This window comes from Streptomyces sp. NBC_01474 (assembly GCF_035918215.1).
GTDB lineage: Bacteria > Actinomycetota > Actinomycetes > Streptomycetales > Streptomycetaceae > Streptomyces > Streptomyces aureus.
Genome location: NZ_CP109449.1, coordinates 8,330,812 through 8,346,890 on the forward strand (window position 1 = coordinate 8,330,812; position 16,079 = coordinate 8,346,890).

Annotated in this window: 15 protein-coding genes; 9 read left to right on the forward strand and 6 right to left on the reverse strand. The window is 71.6% G+C overall.

The window, feature by feature from the left end:
- Window positions 1–165 precede the first annotated feature (165 nt).
- Window positions 166–312: an SCO1431 family membrane protein gene (locus tag OG758_RS38065; RefSeq protein ID WP_116503494.1), complete on the forward strand. Its 147-nt coding sequence runs from the start codon at window positions 166–168 to the stop codon at window positions 310–312.
- A 194-nt stretch (window positions 313–506) separates the two neighbouring features.
- On the opposite strand, the gene OG758_RS38070 is transcribed toward OG758_RS38065, so the two are convergent.
- A complete protein-coding gene (locus OG758_RS38070; protein WP_326714029.1) occupies window positions 507–1,748 on the reverse strand; it encodes a glycoside hydrolase family 18 protein in 1,242 nt (413 codons plus the stop codon).
- A gap of 463 nt (window positions 1,749–2,211) precedes the next feature.
- Here OG758_RS38070 and OG758_RS38075 point away from each other — a divergent pair, with 463 nt between their 5' ends.
- From OG758_RS38075 to OG758_RS38085, 3 genes are all read left to right on the forward strand, one after another.
- The gene (locus tag OG758_RS38075; protein ID WP_326714030.1) at window positions 2,212–3,384 is read left to right on the forward strand and encodes an acyl-CoA dehydrogenase family protein; all 1,173 of its coding nucleotides are present in this window, start codon (window positions 2,212–2,214) and stop codon (window positions 3,382–3,384) included.
- A gap of 469 nt (window positions 3,385–3,853) precedes the next feature.
- A complete protein-coding gene (locus OG758_RS38080; protein ID WP_326714031.1) occupies window positions 3,854–4,978 on the forward strand; it encodes a hypothetical protein in 1,125 nt (374 codons plus the stop codon).
- Window positions 4,979–4,990: 12 nt separating this feature from the next.
- On the forward strand, window positions 4,991–6,085 hold the full coding sequence (locus OG758_RS38085; RefSeq protein ID WP_326714032.1) for a phosphotransferase family protein: 1,095 nt from the start codon (window positions 4,991–4,993) through the stop codon (window positions 6,083–6,085).
- A gap of 7 nt (window positions 6,086–6,092) precedes the next feature.
- Here the strand turns inward: OG758_RS38085 and OG758_RS38090 are convergent, their stop codons facing one another.
- A complete protein-coding gene (locus OG758_RS38090; protein ID WP_266566669.1) occupies window positions 6,093–6,533 on the reverse strand; it encodes a hypothetical protein in 441 nt (146 codons plus the stop codon).
- 224 nt (window positions 6,534–6,757) lie between these two features.
- On the opposite strand from OG758_RS38090, the gene OG758_RS38095 reads away from it, so the two are divergent.
- The 4 genes from OG758_RS38095 to fxsA all read left to right on the forward strand — a co-directional run bounded on the left by OG758_RS38095 (window position 6,758) and on the right by fxsA (window position 10,839).
- Window positions 6,758–7,198, forward strand: coding sequence for an Lrp/AsnC family transcriptional regulator (locus tag OG758_RS38095; RefSeq protein WP_100597468.1), 441 nt, complete (start codon window positions 6,758–6,760; stop codon window positions 7,196–7,198).
- Window positions 7,199–7,267: 69 nt separating this feature from the next.
- On the forward strand, window positions 7,268–8,902 hold the full coding sequence (locus OG758_RS38100; RefSeq protein ID WP_326714033.1) for an amidohydrolase: 1,635 nt from the start codon (window positions 7,268–7,270) through the stop codon (window positions 8,900–8,902).
- A 518-nt stretch (window positions 8,903–9,420) separates the two neighbouring features.
- The gene (locus tag OG758_RS38105) at window positions 9,421–10,188 is read left to right on the forward strand and encodes a polyprenol monophosphomannose synthase (RefSeq protein ID WP_326714034.1); all 768 of its coding nucleotides are present in this window, start codon (window positions 9,421–9,423) and stop codon (window positions 10,186–10,188) included.
- 69 nt (window positions 10,189–10,257) lie between these two features.
- Complete coding sequence (fxsA, locus tag OG758_RS38110) at window positions 10,258–10,839, forward strand: FxsA family membrane protein (protein WP_326714035.1); 582 nt, start codon at window positions 10,258–10,260, stop codon at window positions 10,837–10,839.
- 154 nt (window positions 10,840–10,993) lie between these two features.
- Here fxsA and OG758_RS38115 read toward each other — a convergent pair whose 3' ends face one another.
- The 4 genes from OG758_RS38115 to yczE form a co-directional block, all read right to left on the reverse strand.
- Complete coding sequence (locus OG758_RS38115) at window positions 10,994–11,368, reverse strand: RNA polymerase-binding protein RbpA (protein WP_164314920.1); 375 nt, start codon at window positions 11,366–11,368, stop codon at window positions 10,994–10,996.
- A gap of 254 nt (window positions 11,369–11,622) precedes the next feature.
- Window positions 11,623–12,981, reverse strand: coding sequence for an MFS transporter (locus OG758_RS38120; RefSeq protein WP_326714036.1), 1,359 nt, complete (start codon window positions 12,979–12,981; stop codon window positions 11,623–11,625).
- Between the two features lie 46 nt (window positions 12,982–13,027).
- On the reverse strand, window positions 13,028–13,795 hold the full coding sequence (locus OG758_RS38125; RefSeq protein WP_326714037.1) for a glycerophosphodiester phosphodiesterase: 768 nt from the start codon (window positions 13,793–13,795) through the stop codon (window positions 13,028–13,030).
- A complete protein-coding gene (gene yczE / locus OG758_RS38130) occupies window positions 13,792–14,460 on the reverse strand; it encodes a membrane protein YczE (RefSeq protein ID WP_326714038.1) in 669 nt (222 codons plus the stop codon). Before yczE ends, OG758_RS38125 begins: the two co-directional genes overlap by 4 nt.
- 99 nt (window positions 14,461–14,559) lie before the next feature.
- On the opposite strand from yczE, the gene OG758_RS38135 reads away from it, so the two are divergent.
- Window positions 14,560–16,059 (forward strand): SCO1417 family MocR-like transcription factor, encoded by a 1,500-nt coding sequence (locus OG758_RS38135; RefSeq protein ID WP_326714039.1) that lies wholly within the window; start codon window positions 14,560–14,562, stop codon window positions 16,057–16,059.
- Window positions 16,060–16,079: the final 20 nt, after the last annotated feature.

Here is a 16,079-nt window from a genome sequence, read left to right on the forward strand (position 1 = left end):
CAGCGGTGCCGGCGGTCTTTCCGCAGGTGTGTCACAGACGTGAGCCGCACGGCGCCGCAGGGTAGTTGTGCGTGAGCAAGCTCTCGCCCACAACCGGCCGCGGCGGTGGCATGGTGGACGGGTCAGTGGGGGGATGCCACTGCCGGACGACCTCAGCGAGATGCCATGACCGCGACCACCGTCACGAACCGCGCCGCCCGGACCCGCACCGGCGGCCCCAAGGACAACGGCCCCAAGATCCTTGAGCACGTCCTCGGCTGGACCTTCGTCGTGGTCCTCGCCATGTTCGTCACGCAGGCCGGCCTGATGTGACCCGGTGCTCCCTGCGCCGGGTTCGACGCGCCCGTGCCGGTCCGGGAGCCCCACGAGCCCGTGGAGCCATCGCGAGACCCTGTGGGTGATCGAGCGGTTCGGGCCGGACCGTCCGGCGCCCGCGAGGCCCCGACGCGATGCGAAGGGGCGGGGGACGCCGCGCATCCCCCGCCCCAAGTGTCGTACCCGAGCGACTAGTTGATCGCCTTGATCAGCTCGCCGTTCGTCGTGTCACCGCTGAGCTCCCAGAGGAAGGTGCCTCCGAGGCCCTGCTGGTTCTTGTAGTCCATCTTCCCGGCGATCGTGGCCGGGGTGTCGTAGCTCCACCAGTTGTTGCCGCAGTACGCGTAGGCAGTGCCGCCGACCGTGCCCGTCGCCGGGCACTTCGACTTGAGCTCCTTGTAGTCGTCGATGCCCTGCTCGTACTTGCCGGCCGCCGGGCCCGTTGCCGTGCCGCCGGGTGCGGACTGCGTGACGCCGGTCCAGCCGCGCCCGTAGAAGCCGATGCCGAGCAGCAGCTTCGACGCCGGGACGCCGAGGCCCTTGAGCTTGGTGATGGTGGCGTCGGTGTTGTAGCCCGCCTTGGGGATGCCGCTGTACGAGGTCAGGGGCGAGTGCGGGGCGGTCGGCCCCTGCGCGTCCCAGGCCCCGAAGTAGTCGTACGTCATCGGGTTGTACCAGTCGACGTACTGGGCGGCGCCGGCGTAGTCGGTGGCGTCGATCTTGCCGCCGTCGGAGGCGTCGGCCGGGATCGCGGACGTGATCAGCGCGCTGGAGCCGAATTTCGAACGCAGCGCGCTCATCAGGTTCTTGTAGGCGTCGCGCCCGCTCGTGTCGCAGGACAGGCCGCAGGCGTTGGGGTACTCCCAGTCGATGTCGATGCCGTCGAAGACGTCGGCCCACTTGGAGTTCTCGACCAGGTCGTAGCAGGACTGCGCGAACCCGGCCGGGTCCTTGGCGGCGTCGGTGAACCCGCCCGACCAGGTCCAGCCGCCGAAGGACCAGAGGATCTTGAGGTTCGGGTGCAGCTTCTTCAGCTTGAGCAGCTGGTTGAAGTTGCCGCGCAGCGGCTGGTCCCAGGTGTCCGCGACGCCGTCCACCGCCTGGTCGGCGGTGTACGCCTTGTCGGTGGCGGCGTACGAGTCGCCCATCGCGCACTTGCCGCCGGTGACGTTGCCGAAGGCGTAGTTGATGTGCGTGAGCTTGTCGGCCGAGCCGGACGTCTCGATGTTCTTGACGTGGTAGTTCCGGTCGTAGACACCCCATTCGGTGAAGTAGCCGACGACCTTCGAGCCGGCTGCGGCTTCCTGGGGGCCGACGTCGTTCTGTGCCGCGGCGGTGCCCGCGGAGGCGAGCAGTCCGGCGCCGAGAACAGCGCAACACGCGGCGGACAGGAGCGCCCGGAAGGAGGCGCGTGGACGGTGCGGTCTGAGCATCGTGTCTCCTCGTGGGGGAGGGGAGCGTGGGGGGATTTGCTGTGGACCTCGTGGGCGTCGGCACGCGATCCGCGCCATGAGTCTTTGGCATGAACGCGTTAAGACGTTGCAGGGAACCTTAGGAGGACTAGACCAGTGGGGTCAATGGTGCGGACCAATGCGCTCGGGGCTCGACGGCTCTCGGTTCCGGCGGGCGGCGGCTTCGGGGCGGGGCTCCTGCGGCTTCGCGAGGGCTCCGGGCAGCTCCCGGCGGCCTCTCCGCCGTCTTTTCGGTATCTTTGAAGTAAGCGGTCGTTAACTGGTGACTGGCCGCCGTCGAACAGGCATACTCAACGGGCCGCAGCCGCTGGTCAGCACCCGTCCGAGACCCGGAGGGGAGCCCTCGGCGGCGGCTCGAACACGGCGTCGCCGCACCACCCCGCGCGCGACCGCCGCAGCGCCCGACAGGGAGGAGAGCGTCGATATGCCCGACCGCGCCCCGCAGCCGGTGGACCGTCAACTGCCCACGGACGAGGCCCGGGATCTGTTCTCGCTCGTACGTGAGCTCGTGCAGCGCGAGATCGCCCCGAGCGCGGCCGAGGAGGAGGACGCCGGACGCTTCCCGCGCGGGACGTTCTCACTGCTCTCCGAGTCGGGTCTGCTCGGCCTCCCCTATGACTCCGACTTCGGCGGCGGCGACCAGCCGTACGAGGTCTACCTCCAGGTGCTGGAGGAGCTCGCCGCCGCCCGGCTCACCGTCGGCCTCGGCGTCAGCGTTCACTCGCTGGCCTGCCACGCACTGGCCAATTTCGGCACCAAGGAGCAGCGGACCGAGCATCTGCCCGCCATGCTCGGCGGCGGCCTGCTCGGCGCGTACTGCCTCTCCGAGCCGTCCTCGGGATCGGACGCCGCGTCCCTGCGGACCAAGGCGGTCCGTGAAGGCGACGACTGGGTGATCACCGGCACCAAGGCCTGGATCACGCACGGCGGCGTCGCCGACTTCTACACGGTCCTGGCGCGCACCGGCGGCGAGGGGGCGCGTGGCATCACCGCGTTCCTGGTCCCGGGTGACGCCGAGGGGCTGAGTGCGGCGGCGCCCGAGAAGAAGATGGGGATGAAGGGCTCGCCCACGGCGCAGGTCCACTTCGACGGGGTGCGTGTGAGCGACGCGCGCCGGATCGGGGACGAGGGGCAGGGCTTCGCGATCGCGCTCTCCGCTCTCGATTCGGGCCGGCTCGGCATCGCCGCCTGTGCGATCGGTGTGGCCCAGGCGGCCCTCGACGAGGCCGTCTCGTACGCCACGGGGCGCGAGCAATTCGGGCGGCCCGTCGCCGACTTCCAGGGCCTGCGCTTCATGCTCGCCGACATGGCCACGCAGATAGAGGCCGGTCGTGCGCTCTATCTGACGGCGGCGCGCCTGCGCGACGCGGGCCGGCCCTTCTCCAAGCAGGCGGCCATGGCCAAGCTGATGTGCACGGACGCGGCGATGAAGGTCACCACGGACGCCGTCCAGGTGCTCGGGGGGTACGGCTACACGGCCGACTTCCCGGCCGAGCGCTACATGCGCGAGGCCAAGGTGCTGCAGATCGTGGAGGGCACCAACCAGATCCAGCGCATGGTCATCGCGCGGCACCTCGCCGGTCCTGAAACCCGCTGAACTGCCCGGTTCTGACCGGAGACGCCACCAGCCGGGCCCACTCCGGATCGTGGCGTCCCGGCAGAGTCTTACCGCGGTCGGCCCAGTGGCTGACCAGAGCGTGGTAGATCGGCGGGTCCTGGGGCGCGGGGCGCTCTGGGGGCGGCGGCTGCGGAACCGATTCTGCGGTGGTGGGGACCAGGAGGCGCCTGCGGTGGCCGGTGGCGGTCTGTGTAAGGGTCATGCCCAGGCCAACGCGCCCGAGGCGGGCAGGTCACCCTTCGGGGCATGGGGGCGTGCGTTCTAGGGCCCCCGTTCGGACCGGGCCGGATCAGCGGCCCCGCGGGCCCGGCCTGATCCGGCCGTCACCGCATCCGGGCCGGCGCACGCATCTGGCTCCGGCGGCTCAGCTGACGTACCGTCAACTCCGCCGCCGGGGGCCGCACCCCTCCGGGCGACGTCAACCGCCGTACGCCCAGGGAGGAAACGCGTGGCAGACGACCGCCCCGTCGCGCTCGACGAATACCCGGTCCATCAGGTCCCGCTGTCCATGAAGCACGTCGCGACCGGTGACCGCAACGCCTACGACCGCTGCATCTTCCATCTCGTCGACCCCACCGGGGAGTTCCTGCTCATCCTCGGCCTCGGCGTCTATCCGAACCTCGGCGTCATCGACGCGTACGCGACCCTGCGCGTCGGCGACACCCTCCACGCGGTCCGCGCCTCCGACGCCCTGCGCGATGACACCCGCATGGAACTCGCCGTCGGCCCGCTCCGGATCCAGGTGGAACGTCCCCTGAAGGACTTCGTCCTGACCTGCGAGGCCGACCCGGACGACCCCGGCGGACTCTCGTACGAGATCGACTGGTCGGCGGCCTTTCCGGCTCTCTGGGAGCCCCACCACACGCAGCGGCGCGGCGGCCGCCTCACCCTTGAGGGCAGGCGCTTCGTGCAGGCCGGGCACTGTGGCGGCCGGCTCCGCATCGGCGGGCGCGAGGTGTCCCTCGACGGCTGGACCGGCACCCGCGACCGCAGTTGGGGCGTGCGCCCGGTCCCCGGCGAGGAGGGCGGCCGGCTCGCCGAGGAGAACAGGACGGAGGGCTTCCACTGGATCTGGTCGCCGGTCCGCTTCGACGACCGCTTCCTGATGGTGATCGTCCAGGAGGACGCGGACGGCTACCGCACCCTCAACGACGCCACCCTCGTCCGGGACGGCCACCCGGACCTCCAACTCGGCTGGCCCCAGGCCGACATCACCTACCGGACCGGCACCCGCCACCCCGAGAGCGCCGTCGTCCACCTCACCGACCCGCTCTCCCGCAAGCCCCTGGAACTCGGCGTCGAGATCCTCGCCTCATCGCCGCTCGCCGTCGGCGCCGGGTACCCGCCCGCGGACGACTGGCAGCACGGCACCTGGCGCGGCCGCGACTGGACCGACCGCCGCAGCTACGACCTCTCCGACCCCGCCGCCCATCCACTGGCCGCCTACGGCGTCATCGACCACGCGGCGCGCTTCACCCTGGGCGGTCAGGTCGGCCACGGCATCTTCGAGCACGGCAGCTTCGGCAGGCACGACCCGAGCGGCTTCACCGGCTACGACTCCGTGGCGCCCTGAAAGGAGCCTGCGATGGCGACAGCACCCCGACCGCGCACCAGCACCCGAGACCCGGAGGAGGTGGCCCGGAGGCTCACCTCGTGGCTGGCCGTCCGTCTGCCGGGCGCCGAAGCGGTGAACGTGAGCGTCCCCGAGTCCAACGGCATGTCCAGCGAGACCCTGCTCTTCGACATCGAACATCCCGAACCCCCGGTCCGCGCGTGCGCGTTGAGACTGGCCGCCGACCCGTCCGCGTACACGATCTTCCCCGAGTACGACATGCCGCGGCAGTACCGCACGATGCGGCTCGCCGCCGAGCGCACCGGGCTGCCGGTGCCGCGGGTTCTGTGGCTAGAGGAGGACCCCGGGCCCCTGGGTGCCCCGTTCTTCGTGATGGAGCGCGTCGAGGGCCGCGTACCGCCGGACGTCATGCCCTACACGTACGAAGGCAACTGGCTGCACTCCGCGACGGACGCCGAGCGCGCGCGGCTCCAGGACGCGACCGTGGGCCTCATCGCCCGCCTGCACGACGGAGTCCCGGCGTCTGAGGCCGAGTTCCTCGCCGCACCCGGCCAGGGAAGCGCCCTGCGCCGCCACGTCGAGGCGCAACGCGCCTACTACGCCTGGGTGGTGGACGGACTGCCGCCCTCGCCGCTCATCGAGAGCGCCTTCGACCGGCTCGCCGAACTCTGGCCCGCCGACGAGGGCGAACCCGTCCTCAACTGGGGCGACGCCCGCATCGGGAACATCATCTACGACGGCTTCGAACCGGCCGCCGTGCTCGACTGGGAAATGGCGGCCCTGGCACCGCGCGAGGTCGACCTCGGCTGGACCGTGTACCTGCACCGCTTCTTCCAGGACCTGACGGAGAGCTTCGGCCAGGCCGGCCTGCCCGGTTTCCTGCGCCGCGCGGACATCGAGCGGCGCTACGCCCAACTCACCGGCCACACACCGCGCGACATGGACTTCCACACCCTGTACGCCGCCCTGCGCCACGCCATCGTGATGCTGCGCGTCGCCTACCGGCAGGTGTACTTCAAGGAGGTGGCCGTGCCGGACGATCCGGACACACTGATCCTGCACCACGCCAGTCTGCGGGCCATGGTGCAGGGCAGTTACGGGAGTTGAGACGTCGTCAGGCGGCCGTGCGGCGAACCTGCTCGGGGATGCGCAGCGGGCGCGAACCCGGGCCGGCCACGTGCGAGAAGGGCTGCATCCGCCAGTCAAGCCCCTGAGGGAGCGTCAACAGGAGTGCGGCGTCCTGCTCCTGAGCCTCCGTCGAATCGTCGGCGGGCCGGGCGTCGGCCGCCGCGCGGCCCGTACCGGCACAGACCGTGAGACCGAACGGGTTCCACGGCGAGGCGCACAGCGCGTGCTCGGGCAGCACGTCCTCGTCGGCGAGCAGCGCGATCGGCTGCGCGCAGTCCGGGCAGAACACCCGGTACATCTCGAAGGTGTCGTACGCGTCGAACGCGTCGATTCCGGTGTCCTCCGGTTCGACACCCTCCGGCTCGGGCTCGATCGCCGGCTGCTGCCGACTACGGGCAGGACGACCGGGACGCTTCACATTCTGCATGGGACTCTCCCCCTCGGGTGGGCCGACAAGGCGCTGCGGCCTCGACCACAGCAAGCACTTCCCGTCCCGTCGTGGGGGTAATCGTGGCACGCGCCTGGACACGGTTCGACAGGTGTGGTCTTCGTCACATGACGATTGCGGATGCCCGGCGGCAGGTAGGCGTGTCCGCCCCCGTGGTCCGCTCGGGTATCCGCGGGGATCAAGGGCCCTGTAGGTTCTGCGCCATGGAGGAGCTCGACCGACAGATCGTGCAGCTGCTCGTCAAGGACGGGCGGATGAGCTACACCGACCTGGGCAAGGCCACCGGCCTGTCCACGTCCGCGGTGCACCAGCGCGTGCGCCGCCTCGAACAGCGTGGCGTCATCCGCGGCTATGCCGCAGTTGTCGACCCCGAGGCGGTCGGCCTGTCGCTCACCGCCTTCATCTCGGTGAAACCGTTCGACCCCAGCGCCCCCGACGACATCGCGGAACGCCTGGCCGGCGTGCCCGAGATCGAGGCCTGCCACAGCGTCGCCGGCGACGAGAACTACATCCTCAAGGTCCGCGTGGAGACCCCGCACGACCTGGAGAACCTTCTCGCGCGGGTGCGCTCCCTGGCCGGCGTCTCCACCCGCACGACCGTGGTCCTCTCCACCCCGTACGAGGCGCGGCCGCCCCGCGTCTGACCGGCACGGGTCCGACCGCTTTGTGCCCCCGGGTGCGGCTCGGGGGTACAAACGCGGGAAACTGTCTCCATGAGTACGACCCCCACGCCCGTACCGGCAGAGTCCCCCACCGTCCTTCTGCGCGGTGGCGACGTCCACAGCCCCGCCGACCCCTTCGCCACGGCCATGGTCGTCGAGCGGGGGCATGTCGCCTGGGTCGGCTCCGAAGGCGCGGCCGACGCGTTCGCCGAGGGGGTCGACGAGGTCGTCGACCTCGAAGGCGCCCTCGTCACTCCCGCGTTCACCGACGCCCACGTCCACACCACATCGACGGGGCTCGCCCTGACCGGCCTCGACCTCTCCACGGCCCGTGACCGGGGCGAGGCGCTCGCCCTCGTCCGCGCCCACGCGGCCGCCCGCCCCATGGACCGGATCCTCCTCGGCCACGGCTGGGACGCCGCCCGCTGGCCCGACGGCGAGCCCCTCACGCGCGCCGAGCTCGACGAGGCAACCGGCGCCCGCCCGCTCTACCTCTCCCGAATCGACGTCCACTCGGCCGCCGTCACCACGGCCCTGCTCGACCTCGTCCCCGGCATCGCGGACTGCCCCGGATTCACCCCCGACGGGCCGCTCACCCGCGACGCCCACCACGCCGTGCGCGCCGCCGCCCACGCCGCCGTCACTCCGCAGCAGCGCACGGAGGCCCAGCGCGCGGCCCTGCGCCACGCGGCCTCCCTGGGGATCGGCTCCGTGCACGAGTGCGGCGGCCCCGAAATCTCCTCCGAGGACGACTTCACGGGCCTGCTGCGCCTGGCCGCCGAGGAGCCCGGCCCCCGGGTCGTCGGCTACTGGGCCGACCTGGACATCGAGCGGGCCCGCGCGCTGGGCGCCGTCGGCGCCGCCGGTGACCTCTTCGTGGACGGCGCCCTCGGCTCCCACACGGCCTGCCTGCACGAGCCGTACGCGGACGCGGCCCCCGGGCACACCGGGACCTCCTACCTGGACGCCCACGCCGTCGCCGCCCACGTCGTCGCCTGCACCGAGGCGGGGCTCCAGGCGGGATTCCACGCCATCGGGGACGCCGCGGTCACCGCCGTGGTGGACGGCGTGCGTGCCGCCGCCGAGAAGGTCGGCCTCGCCCGCGTCAGAGCGGCACGGCACCGCGTCGAGCATGCCGAGATGCTGTCGCCGGAGACCATCGCCTCCTTCGCCGAGTTCGGCCTCACCGCGTCCGTGCAGCCCGCCTTCGACGCCCTGTGGGGCGGCGAGGACGGCATGTACGCCGATCGCCTCGGCGTTGAACGGGCCCGTGCCCTCAACCCGTTCGCCGCCCTCCTGCGTGCCGGGGTTCCGCTGGCCTTCGGCTCCGACAGCCCGGTCACCCCGCTCGATCCGTGGGGCACGCTCCGTGCCGCGGCCTTCCACCGCACGCCCGAGCACCGGGTGTCCGTGCGGGCCGCGTTCACCGCGCACACCCGCGGCGGCTGGCGCGCCGTCGGCCGGGACGACGCGGGCATCCTGGTCCCGGGCGCCCCGGCGGACTACGCCGTGTGGCGCACCGAGGAGCTCGTCGTCCAGGCGCCGGACGACCGCGTCTCGCGCTGGTCGACCGACCCGCGCTCGGGGACCCCGGGCCTCCCGGATCTCACGCCAGGGGCCCAACTGCCGCTCTGCCTGCGCACGGTGGTCGGCGGGCGGACCGTGTACGTAGGGCCGGACGAGTGATGTCGGCGGTCGCCGTACCGCCGATCGCGGTCCGCCGCAGGTTCGCGCGACCTGCGGATCCTCGGCACTGACCAGGCGGTTTCCCCAATCACCGCAGCTCAAACGGGTGTTGACAGCTGGGCGCGGTCGACGGGTAGGTTCTGCCGGGTCCACCACTGGACGTCCGACCGGGGAACCTCCGCGCAGTCGATGAACGCCGCTGGGTCATGGGGCGGTGTGCCGCACCGGCGCACCGCCACTGGGAGCCAGGCCCAGCACCCGCGCCATGGGGCGCTGGAACGTTCCGGCCGGATGGCGGTCCCTCCCTGCTCCGCGGGAGCACGGGGGACGGTGCGACCCGGGTGGGGCCCGGAAGCTCAGTAGACAACGGCTCTCGGTAGACCCGCAGCCAGCGGGTCCCAGGTCGGCCCGAAGGGCACCGGGCCCCGATCCCGCAGCTTCGTGCAGGGCGCCTTACCTGCGCCGACAAGCGGCCTCGCTATGGTGGTCCCCTCGTACAGGAGTCTTAAGGGGAAGCTGTGAACGACGGCGGTGGGCGGCAGTTCGGTCCTCTCGGTACGGCGCTGGTGATCATCCCGACCTATAACGAGGCGGAGAACATCAAGTCGATCGTCGGCCGGGTGCGCGCGTCCGTGCCCGAGGCGCACGTCCTCGTCGCCGACGACAACAGCCCCGACGGCACGGGAAAGCTCGCCGACGAGCTCGCCTCGGCCGACGACCAGGTCCAGGTCCTGCACCGACAGGGCAAGGAGGGTCTCGGCGCGGCCTATCTCGCGGGTTTCCGCTGGGGCTTGGAGCACGGCTACGGCGTCCTGGTGGAGATGGACGCCGACGGCTCCCATCAGCCCGAGGAGCTGCCCCGGCTGCTGACCGCGCTGAAGGGCTCCGACCTCGTGCTCGGCTCGCGCTGGGTGCCGGGCGGACGGGTCGTCAACTGGCCCAAGTCGCGCGAGTTCCTCTCCCGCGGCGGCAGCACGTACTCGCGGCTGCTGCTCGATGTACCGATCCGGGACGTCACCGGCGGCTTCCGCGCCTTCCGCCGCGAGACCCTCGAAGGCCTCGGGCTCGGCGAGGTCTCCTCCCAGGGCTACTGCTTCCAGGTCGACCTCGCGCGACGTGCGGTCAGGGCCGGTTATCACGTCGTCGAGGTGCCCATCACGTTCGTCGAGCGCGAGCTCGGCGACTCCAAGATGAGCCGTGACATCGTCGTCGAGGCACTGTGGCGGGTCACCGCATGGGGCGTGGGGGAGCGCATGGGGCGTGTGATCGGCCGTAAGCGGCCCTGAGCCGGAGCCTCCGTCGATCTTGATCTCACCCTTACGCCACTCGTGTCGAGGCCCAGGCACACTGGGGGCATGACCACAGGCACACCGCCCCCTTCGCGCACCGCCGCGCCCCGGCGCTCCCGGGTCCGCACGTTCCTGCCGCTCGGTATCGCCGCATGGCTGGTCCTGGAGATCTGGCTGCTGACCGTGGTGGCGGGCGCGGCCGGCGGGTTCACCGTCTTCCTGCTGCTGCTCGCCGGGATCGTGCTCGGCGCCGTCGTGATCAAGCGCGCCGGGCGCCGGGCCTTCAAGAATCTGAGCGAGACGCTGCAACAGCAGCAGAGCGGCGCGGTCCCGGCCGGCGAGCAGCGCTCCGGGGGCAACGGTCTGCTCATGCTGGCCGGCCTGCTCCTGATGATCCCCGGCCTCATCTCCGACGCCCTGGGCCTTCTCCTGCTCGTCCCGCCCGTCCGCTCGGCCCTGAGCCGCTACACGGAGCGGACCATCGAGCGGAAGATGCAGTCGGCCGGCCCCGGGACCCTCGGCGACGCCTTCCAGCAGGCCCGGATCCACCGGCCCGACGGCACGGTCATCCAGGGCGAGGTGATCAAGGACGATGAGCGGCCCGCACAGCGACGCGACGCCGGTCCGCGCCCCCCGATCGCTCCCTGAGCCCGCGCGGGGCTCAGAAGCTCACTGAGCCCCGTCCGGCGCCGGATGGGGCGAAGACCGGCGCCGGACACACGCGAAAAGCCGTGGGCCGAACACACCTGAAGTGTGTCCGGCCCACGGCTTTGTCAGTCGCGCTCCCGCTGCTCCCGAGGGGTCAGGCGGACTTGCGGCTGTCGCGCGGATGCACCGCGATGTTCATGGCGCCCGATCGGAGAACGGCGAGCCGCTCCTCGAGGACCTCTTCGAGCTCCTCGCGGGTGCGCCGCTCCATCAGCATGTCCCAATGTGTACGCGCGGGCTTGGCCTTCTTCTCCTCAGGGCCGTCACCGTCGACAAGGAGTGCCTGGGCCCCGCAGACCTTGCACTCCCACTCCGACGGAATCTCGGCCTCCACCGAGAAGGGCATCTCAAAACGATGTCCCTTCTCGCATGCGTACTCCACGGCCTGGCGCGGAGCCAAGTCGATGCCGCGGTCCGTCTCGTAGCTGGTCACTACGAGGCGTGTGCCGCGAAGAGCTCGCTCACTCATGAATCGTGCCTCCCGGGCTTGTCGCCCACAGGACAGGTGTCGCTGTCGTCGTCATCCGGTCAACGTCCGGTCGGCGGTAAAGATTCCCGTTCCGGGTCATGCGTCGCCGTCGTAGCCGCCCCTTGTTGTACCCACCGGCGCCCGGTTTGTCACATCTGCCAGCAGATGTCACCCTGCGGTTTGCGTTCTTGACGTGCAGTAACGGTACGCCTGGCAGGCCAAACGCGTACACTACCGGCCTTTGGCTTCAGGTGCTAAATCCGGGTCGGTACGGGATTTCCCGCGTCGCGCACCGCCTGCCTCACCGGAACCCGGGCAAGCAGCACAAAGCCGATCATGAAGAACGCCACCAGGGACACGATGGCGTCCCTATAACTGCCGGTCAGCTGGTACGCGAGGCCGAAAACGAGCGGTCCGAGCCAGCTCATTCCCCGGTCGCTCATCTCGTATGCGGAGTAGTACTCGGCCTCCTTGCCGGCCGGCACCAGGTGCGAGAAAAGGGAACGGGACAGCGCCTGCGTGCCGCCCAGCACGAGCCCGATCCCGGCCGCCAGCACGAAGAACCACACCGGCGCCCCCGACGGCAGGAAGTAACCAGCCCCGATCGTGACCGTCCAGGCGATCAGCGAGCCGAGGATCGTGTTCTTCGCGCCGTACGTACGGGCGAGGCGCCCCATCGCGAGCGCGCCCGCCACGGCGAGGACCTGGACCAGCAGTACCGCCACGATCAGCGTCGACTGGTCGAGTCCGAGCTCCTCCGAGCCGTACACGGATGCCTGCGAGATCACCGTCTGGATGCCGTCGTTGTAGACCAGATAGGCGAGCAGGAACGAGAGCGTCAGCGGGCGGCGGCGCATGTCGCGCACGGTCGACGCCAGTTGACGCCAGCCGGGCACGGTGGCCGCTTCGTCACCTGCGGGTGCCGTGCGCCTGTCCCGCAGGCGCCGTAGCGGTACGAGCGTGAACGCGCCCCACCACACGCCCGCGGAGGCCAGGCAGATCCGTACCGCCGTCGACTCGGACACGCCGAAGGAGTCGTGGCCGGAGTACAGGACGAGGTTCGCCACGAGGACGAGCGCCCCGGACGCGTAGCCGAACGCCCAGCCGCGCGAGGAGACCGCGTCGCGTTCCTCGGGGGGCGCGATCTGGGGCAGATACGAGTTGTAGAGGACCATCGACACCGCGAGCGAGGCATTGGCGACGACGAGCAGGAACCCGCCCAGCAGATAGCGGTCCCCGTCCAGGAAGAACATCCCGGCGGTCGCCGCTGCCCCCAGATACGCCGAGACCGCGAGCAGCGGCTTCTTGCGGCCCGTACGGTCGGCGGCCGCCCCCGCGAGCGGCATCACCAGGATCGAGATGATCACCGAAGCGGAGACGGTGTACGCGAAGAACGCGCCGGCCCGGACGGGTATCCCCAGCGGGTGCACGAAGCCGTCCGCGTCCGCCGCCGACTTGGCGACCGCCGTCAGATACGGCCCGAGGAACACCGTGAGCACGCTCGTCGAGTAGACCGAGCACGCCCAGTCGTAGAAGTACCAGCCGCGCTGCTCCCGGCGCCGCTGCGCCGCCTCGTCGTCCGCCGGCTCCGCCCGCACGGTGTCGCTGCCCACCCGCGCCCCCTCGCTGTCCCCGTGTCCGGACGCGGCCGGCGGGCGGTCAGGTCCAGGCTCCCCGGTCCTTGAGCACGTCACGCAGCGTCTCGATGTGATCGGTCATGATGCCATCCACGCCGAGGTCGAGGAGTTCACCCATCTGTGCGCGGTCGTTGACCGTCCACACGTGGACCTGGAGCCCGCGCGCGTGGGCGGCGCGGACGAAGCGCCGGTCGACGACGCGTATCCCCGACTGGGCCACGGGCACTTGGGCGCACACCGCAGAAGGGCGCAGCGCCGCGGGCAGCCCGAGGGACCGCAGCCGCAGGCCGAGCACGCCACGCGTGCCGTACGACGTGGCGAGGCGGGGGCCCGCGAGGGACTGCGCCCTGGCGACCCTGGCCTCCGAGAACGAGCCGACGCAGACCCGGTCCCACGCGTCCAGGCGGCCGATCAGATCAAGCAGCGGGAGCAGCGCGGGTTCGGCCTTGACGTCCACGTTCCAGTGAACGTCGGGGAAGGTCTCCAGGAGTTCCTCGAAGAGCGGCACCGGTTCGCGGCCCGCCACGCGCGCGTGGCGCACATCGTTCCAAGGGAGGTCCGCTATCCGGCCCGCCGCGTCGGTGACCCGGTCGAGCGTCGCGTCGTGGAAGGCCACGAGCGTGCCGTCGGACGTGGCGTGCACATCGGTCTCGATGTAGCGGTAGCCGAGGTCCACGGAGCGCCGGAACGCCGCCATCGTGTTCTCCAGGCCGTCGGCCGTCCCGCCGCGATGGGCGAAGGCCAGCGGTCCGGAACGGTCGAGATACGGATGGCGTACGCGCGTGGTCACCGCGGAAGTATCGCCCCTTCGGGTGACGCGCCGGCAACCGAAGCGGGTGCCTCGGGCGGCGCGGGCGCGGCGAAGACCTTCAGGAACACCTGGGCCAGCGGGCCGATCGCCACGGCGTACAGGACGGTGCCGACGCCGATGGTGCCGCCGAGGACGAAGCCCGTCACGACCACCGCGATCTCGATGGTCGTGCGCACCAGCCGGAGCGAGCGGCCGGTACGCCGGTGCAGTCCCGTCATCAGGCCGTCGCGCGGGCCGGGCCCGAAGGAGGCGGCGATGTAGAGGCCCGTCGCCACGCCGTTCAGGACGATCGCCGCCGCCATCAGCGGGATGCGGATCCCGAGGGCGTGCACGTCGGGCATGACGGCCAGCGTGCCGTCCATCGCGATGCCGACCACGAAGACGTTGGAGACGGTGCCGAGGCCGGGGCGTTGCTTGATCGGGATCCACAGGAGCAGCACCAGGGCGCCCACGATGATCGACACGACGCCGATGGAGAGCCCCGTGAGTTCGGCGAGGCCCTGGTGGAGCACGTTCCACGGCTCCAGGCCGAGCCCGGCCTTCACGAGGAGGGCGGAGCTCGCGCCGTACAGCGCCAGGCCGACGTAGAGCTGGAGAAGGCGCCGGGTGAGACGCGGGCCGGGTGGCGTGGACGACGCGGACAAGTGGAGCCCCCTGTGGTGGTAGTGGCCTGTCGCATGACACTCTGTGGCTTGGGAACGCAGGCCAACCATGGCCAATTCGGGGAAGGTGGACTGGACTCCATGGCTCAGTGGACTTCGGCGGTCGGCGCTGCTCAGCTTGCCCGGCTGCTCACCTCCCAGCAGACGCGCCCTCCGGGCCCCGGGAACCGCCGTCCGCCCGCCTACCGCGCTCTGGCCGACGGCATCCGCCTCCTAGTCCTCGAAGGGCGCGTGCCCGTCGCGGCGCGCCTGCCCGCCGAACGCGAGCTCGCCGTCTCCCTGGCCGTCAGCCGCACGACCGTCGCCGCCGCCTACGAGGCGCTGCGCGGCGAGGGGTTCCTCGAATCACGCCGGGGAGCGGGCAGCTGGACGGCCGTGCCCGCCGGGAACCCGCTGCCCGCGCGCGGCCTCGAGCCCCTGCCGCCCGAGGCCCTCGGCTCGATGATCGACCTCGGCACCGCGGCCCTGCCCGCCCCCGAGCCCTGGCTGACCCGCGCCGTCCAGGGCGCGCTCGGTGAACTCCCGCCCTACGCGCACACTCACGGCGACTACCCGGCGGGCCTGCCCGCGCTGCGCGAGACGCTCGCCGAGCGCTACACCGCCCGCGGCATTCCGACCATGCCCGAGCAGATCATGGTGACCACCGGCGCGATGGGCGCGATCGACGCGATCTGTCATCTGTTCGCGGGCCGAGGCGAGCGCATCGCCGTCGAGTCGCCCTCGTACGCCAACATCCTCCAGCTCATGCGGGAGGAGGGCGCCCGGCTCGTCCCGGTCGCCATGGCAGAGGGGCTCGCGGGATGGGACCTCGACCGCTGGCGGCAGGTCCTGCGCGACGCGGCGCCCCGCCTCGCCTACGTCGTCGCCGACTTCCACAACCCCACCGGGGCGCTCGCCGACGAGGACCAGCGCAGGCAGCTCGTCGAGGCGGCGCGCTCGGCCGGCACGGTGCTCGTCGTCGACGAGACCATGACCGAACTCCACTTCGACCCCGACCTGGACATGCCCCGTCGCGTCTGCGCCTTCGACCCGGCGGGCTCCACCGTCATCACCGTCGGCTCGGCGAGCAAGGCGTTCTGGGCGGGCATGCGCATCGGCTGGGTGCGGGCGGCGCCCGATGTGATCCGCAGCCTCGTGGCCGCGCGCGCCTACGCCGACCTCGGCACGCCGGTCCTGGAGCAGCTGGCCGTGAACTGGCTGCTCAGCACGGGCGGTTGGGAGGAGGCCGTGGCGCTGCGCCGCAGTCAGGCGAGGGACAACAGTGCCGCGCTGGTCGCCGCGCTGCGCCGAGAGGTGCCCGACTGGGAGTTCGACGTGCCGGTCGGCGGGCTGACGCTGTGGGTGCGCGCCGGAGGCCTGTCGGGGTCCCGGCTCGCGGAGGTCGGCGAACGCGTCGGCGTACGGGTGCCCTCGGGGCCTCGCTTCGGGGTGGACGGCGCCTTCGAGGGTTATGTGCGGCTGCCGTTCACGGTTTCCGGGGCGGTCGCCGACGAGGCGGCGGTGCGGCTCGCGGCGGCGGCGCGGCTCGTGCGGGAAGGCGGAGCGTCCGGGGCGGAGCCGCCGCGGACGCTCATCGCATAGGGCCGAGTGGGGCCCGGCCG

Coding starts and splice junctions, on each gene's coding strand:
- OG758_RS38065 (WP_116503494.1), top strand. CDS start 166: ATGACCGCGACCACCGTCACGAACCGCGCCGCCCGGACCCGCACCGGC.
- OG758_RS38070 (WP_326714029.1), bottom strand. CDS start 1,748: ATGCTCAGACCGCACCGTCCACGCGCCTCCTTCCGGGCGCTCCTGTCC.
- OG758_RS38075 (WP_326714030.1), top strand. CDS start 2,212: ATGCCCGACCGCGCCCCGCAGCCGGTGGACCGTCAACTGCCCACGGAC.
- OG758_RS38085 (WP_326714032.1), top strand. CDS start 4,991: ATGGCGACAGCACCCCGACCGCGCACCAGCACCCGAGACCCGGAGGAG.
- OG758_RS38090 (WP_266566669.1), bottom strand. CDS start 6,533: ATGCAGAATGTGAAGCGTCCCGGTCGTCCTGCCCGTAGTCGGCAGCAG.
- OG758_RS38095 (WP_100597468.1), top strand. CDS start 6,758: ATGGAGGAGCTCGACCGACAGATCGTGCAGCTGCTCGTCAAGGACGGG.
- OG758_RS38100 (WP_326714033.1), top strand. CDS start 7,268: ATGAGTACGACCCCCACGCCCGTACCGGCAGAGTCCCCCACCGTCCTT.
- fxsA (WP_326714035.1), top strand. CDS start 10,258: ATGACCACAGGCACACCGCCCCCTTCGCGCACCGCCGCGCCCCGGCGC.
- OG758_RS38115 (WP_164314920.1), bottom strand. CDS start 11,368: ATGAGTGAGCGAGCTCTTCGCGGCACACGCCTCGTAGTGACCAGCTAC.
- OG758_RS38135 (WP_326714039.1), top strand. CDS start 14,560: ATGGCTCAGTGGACTTCGGCGGTCGGCGCTGCTCAGCTTGCCCGGCTG.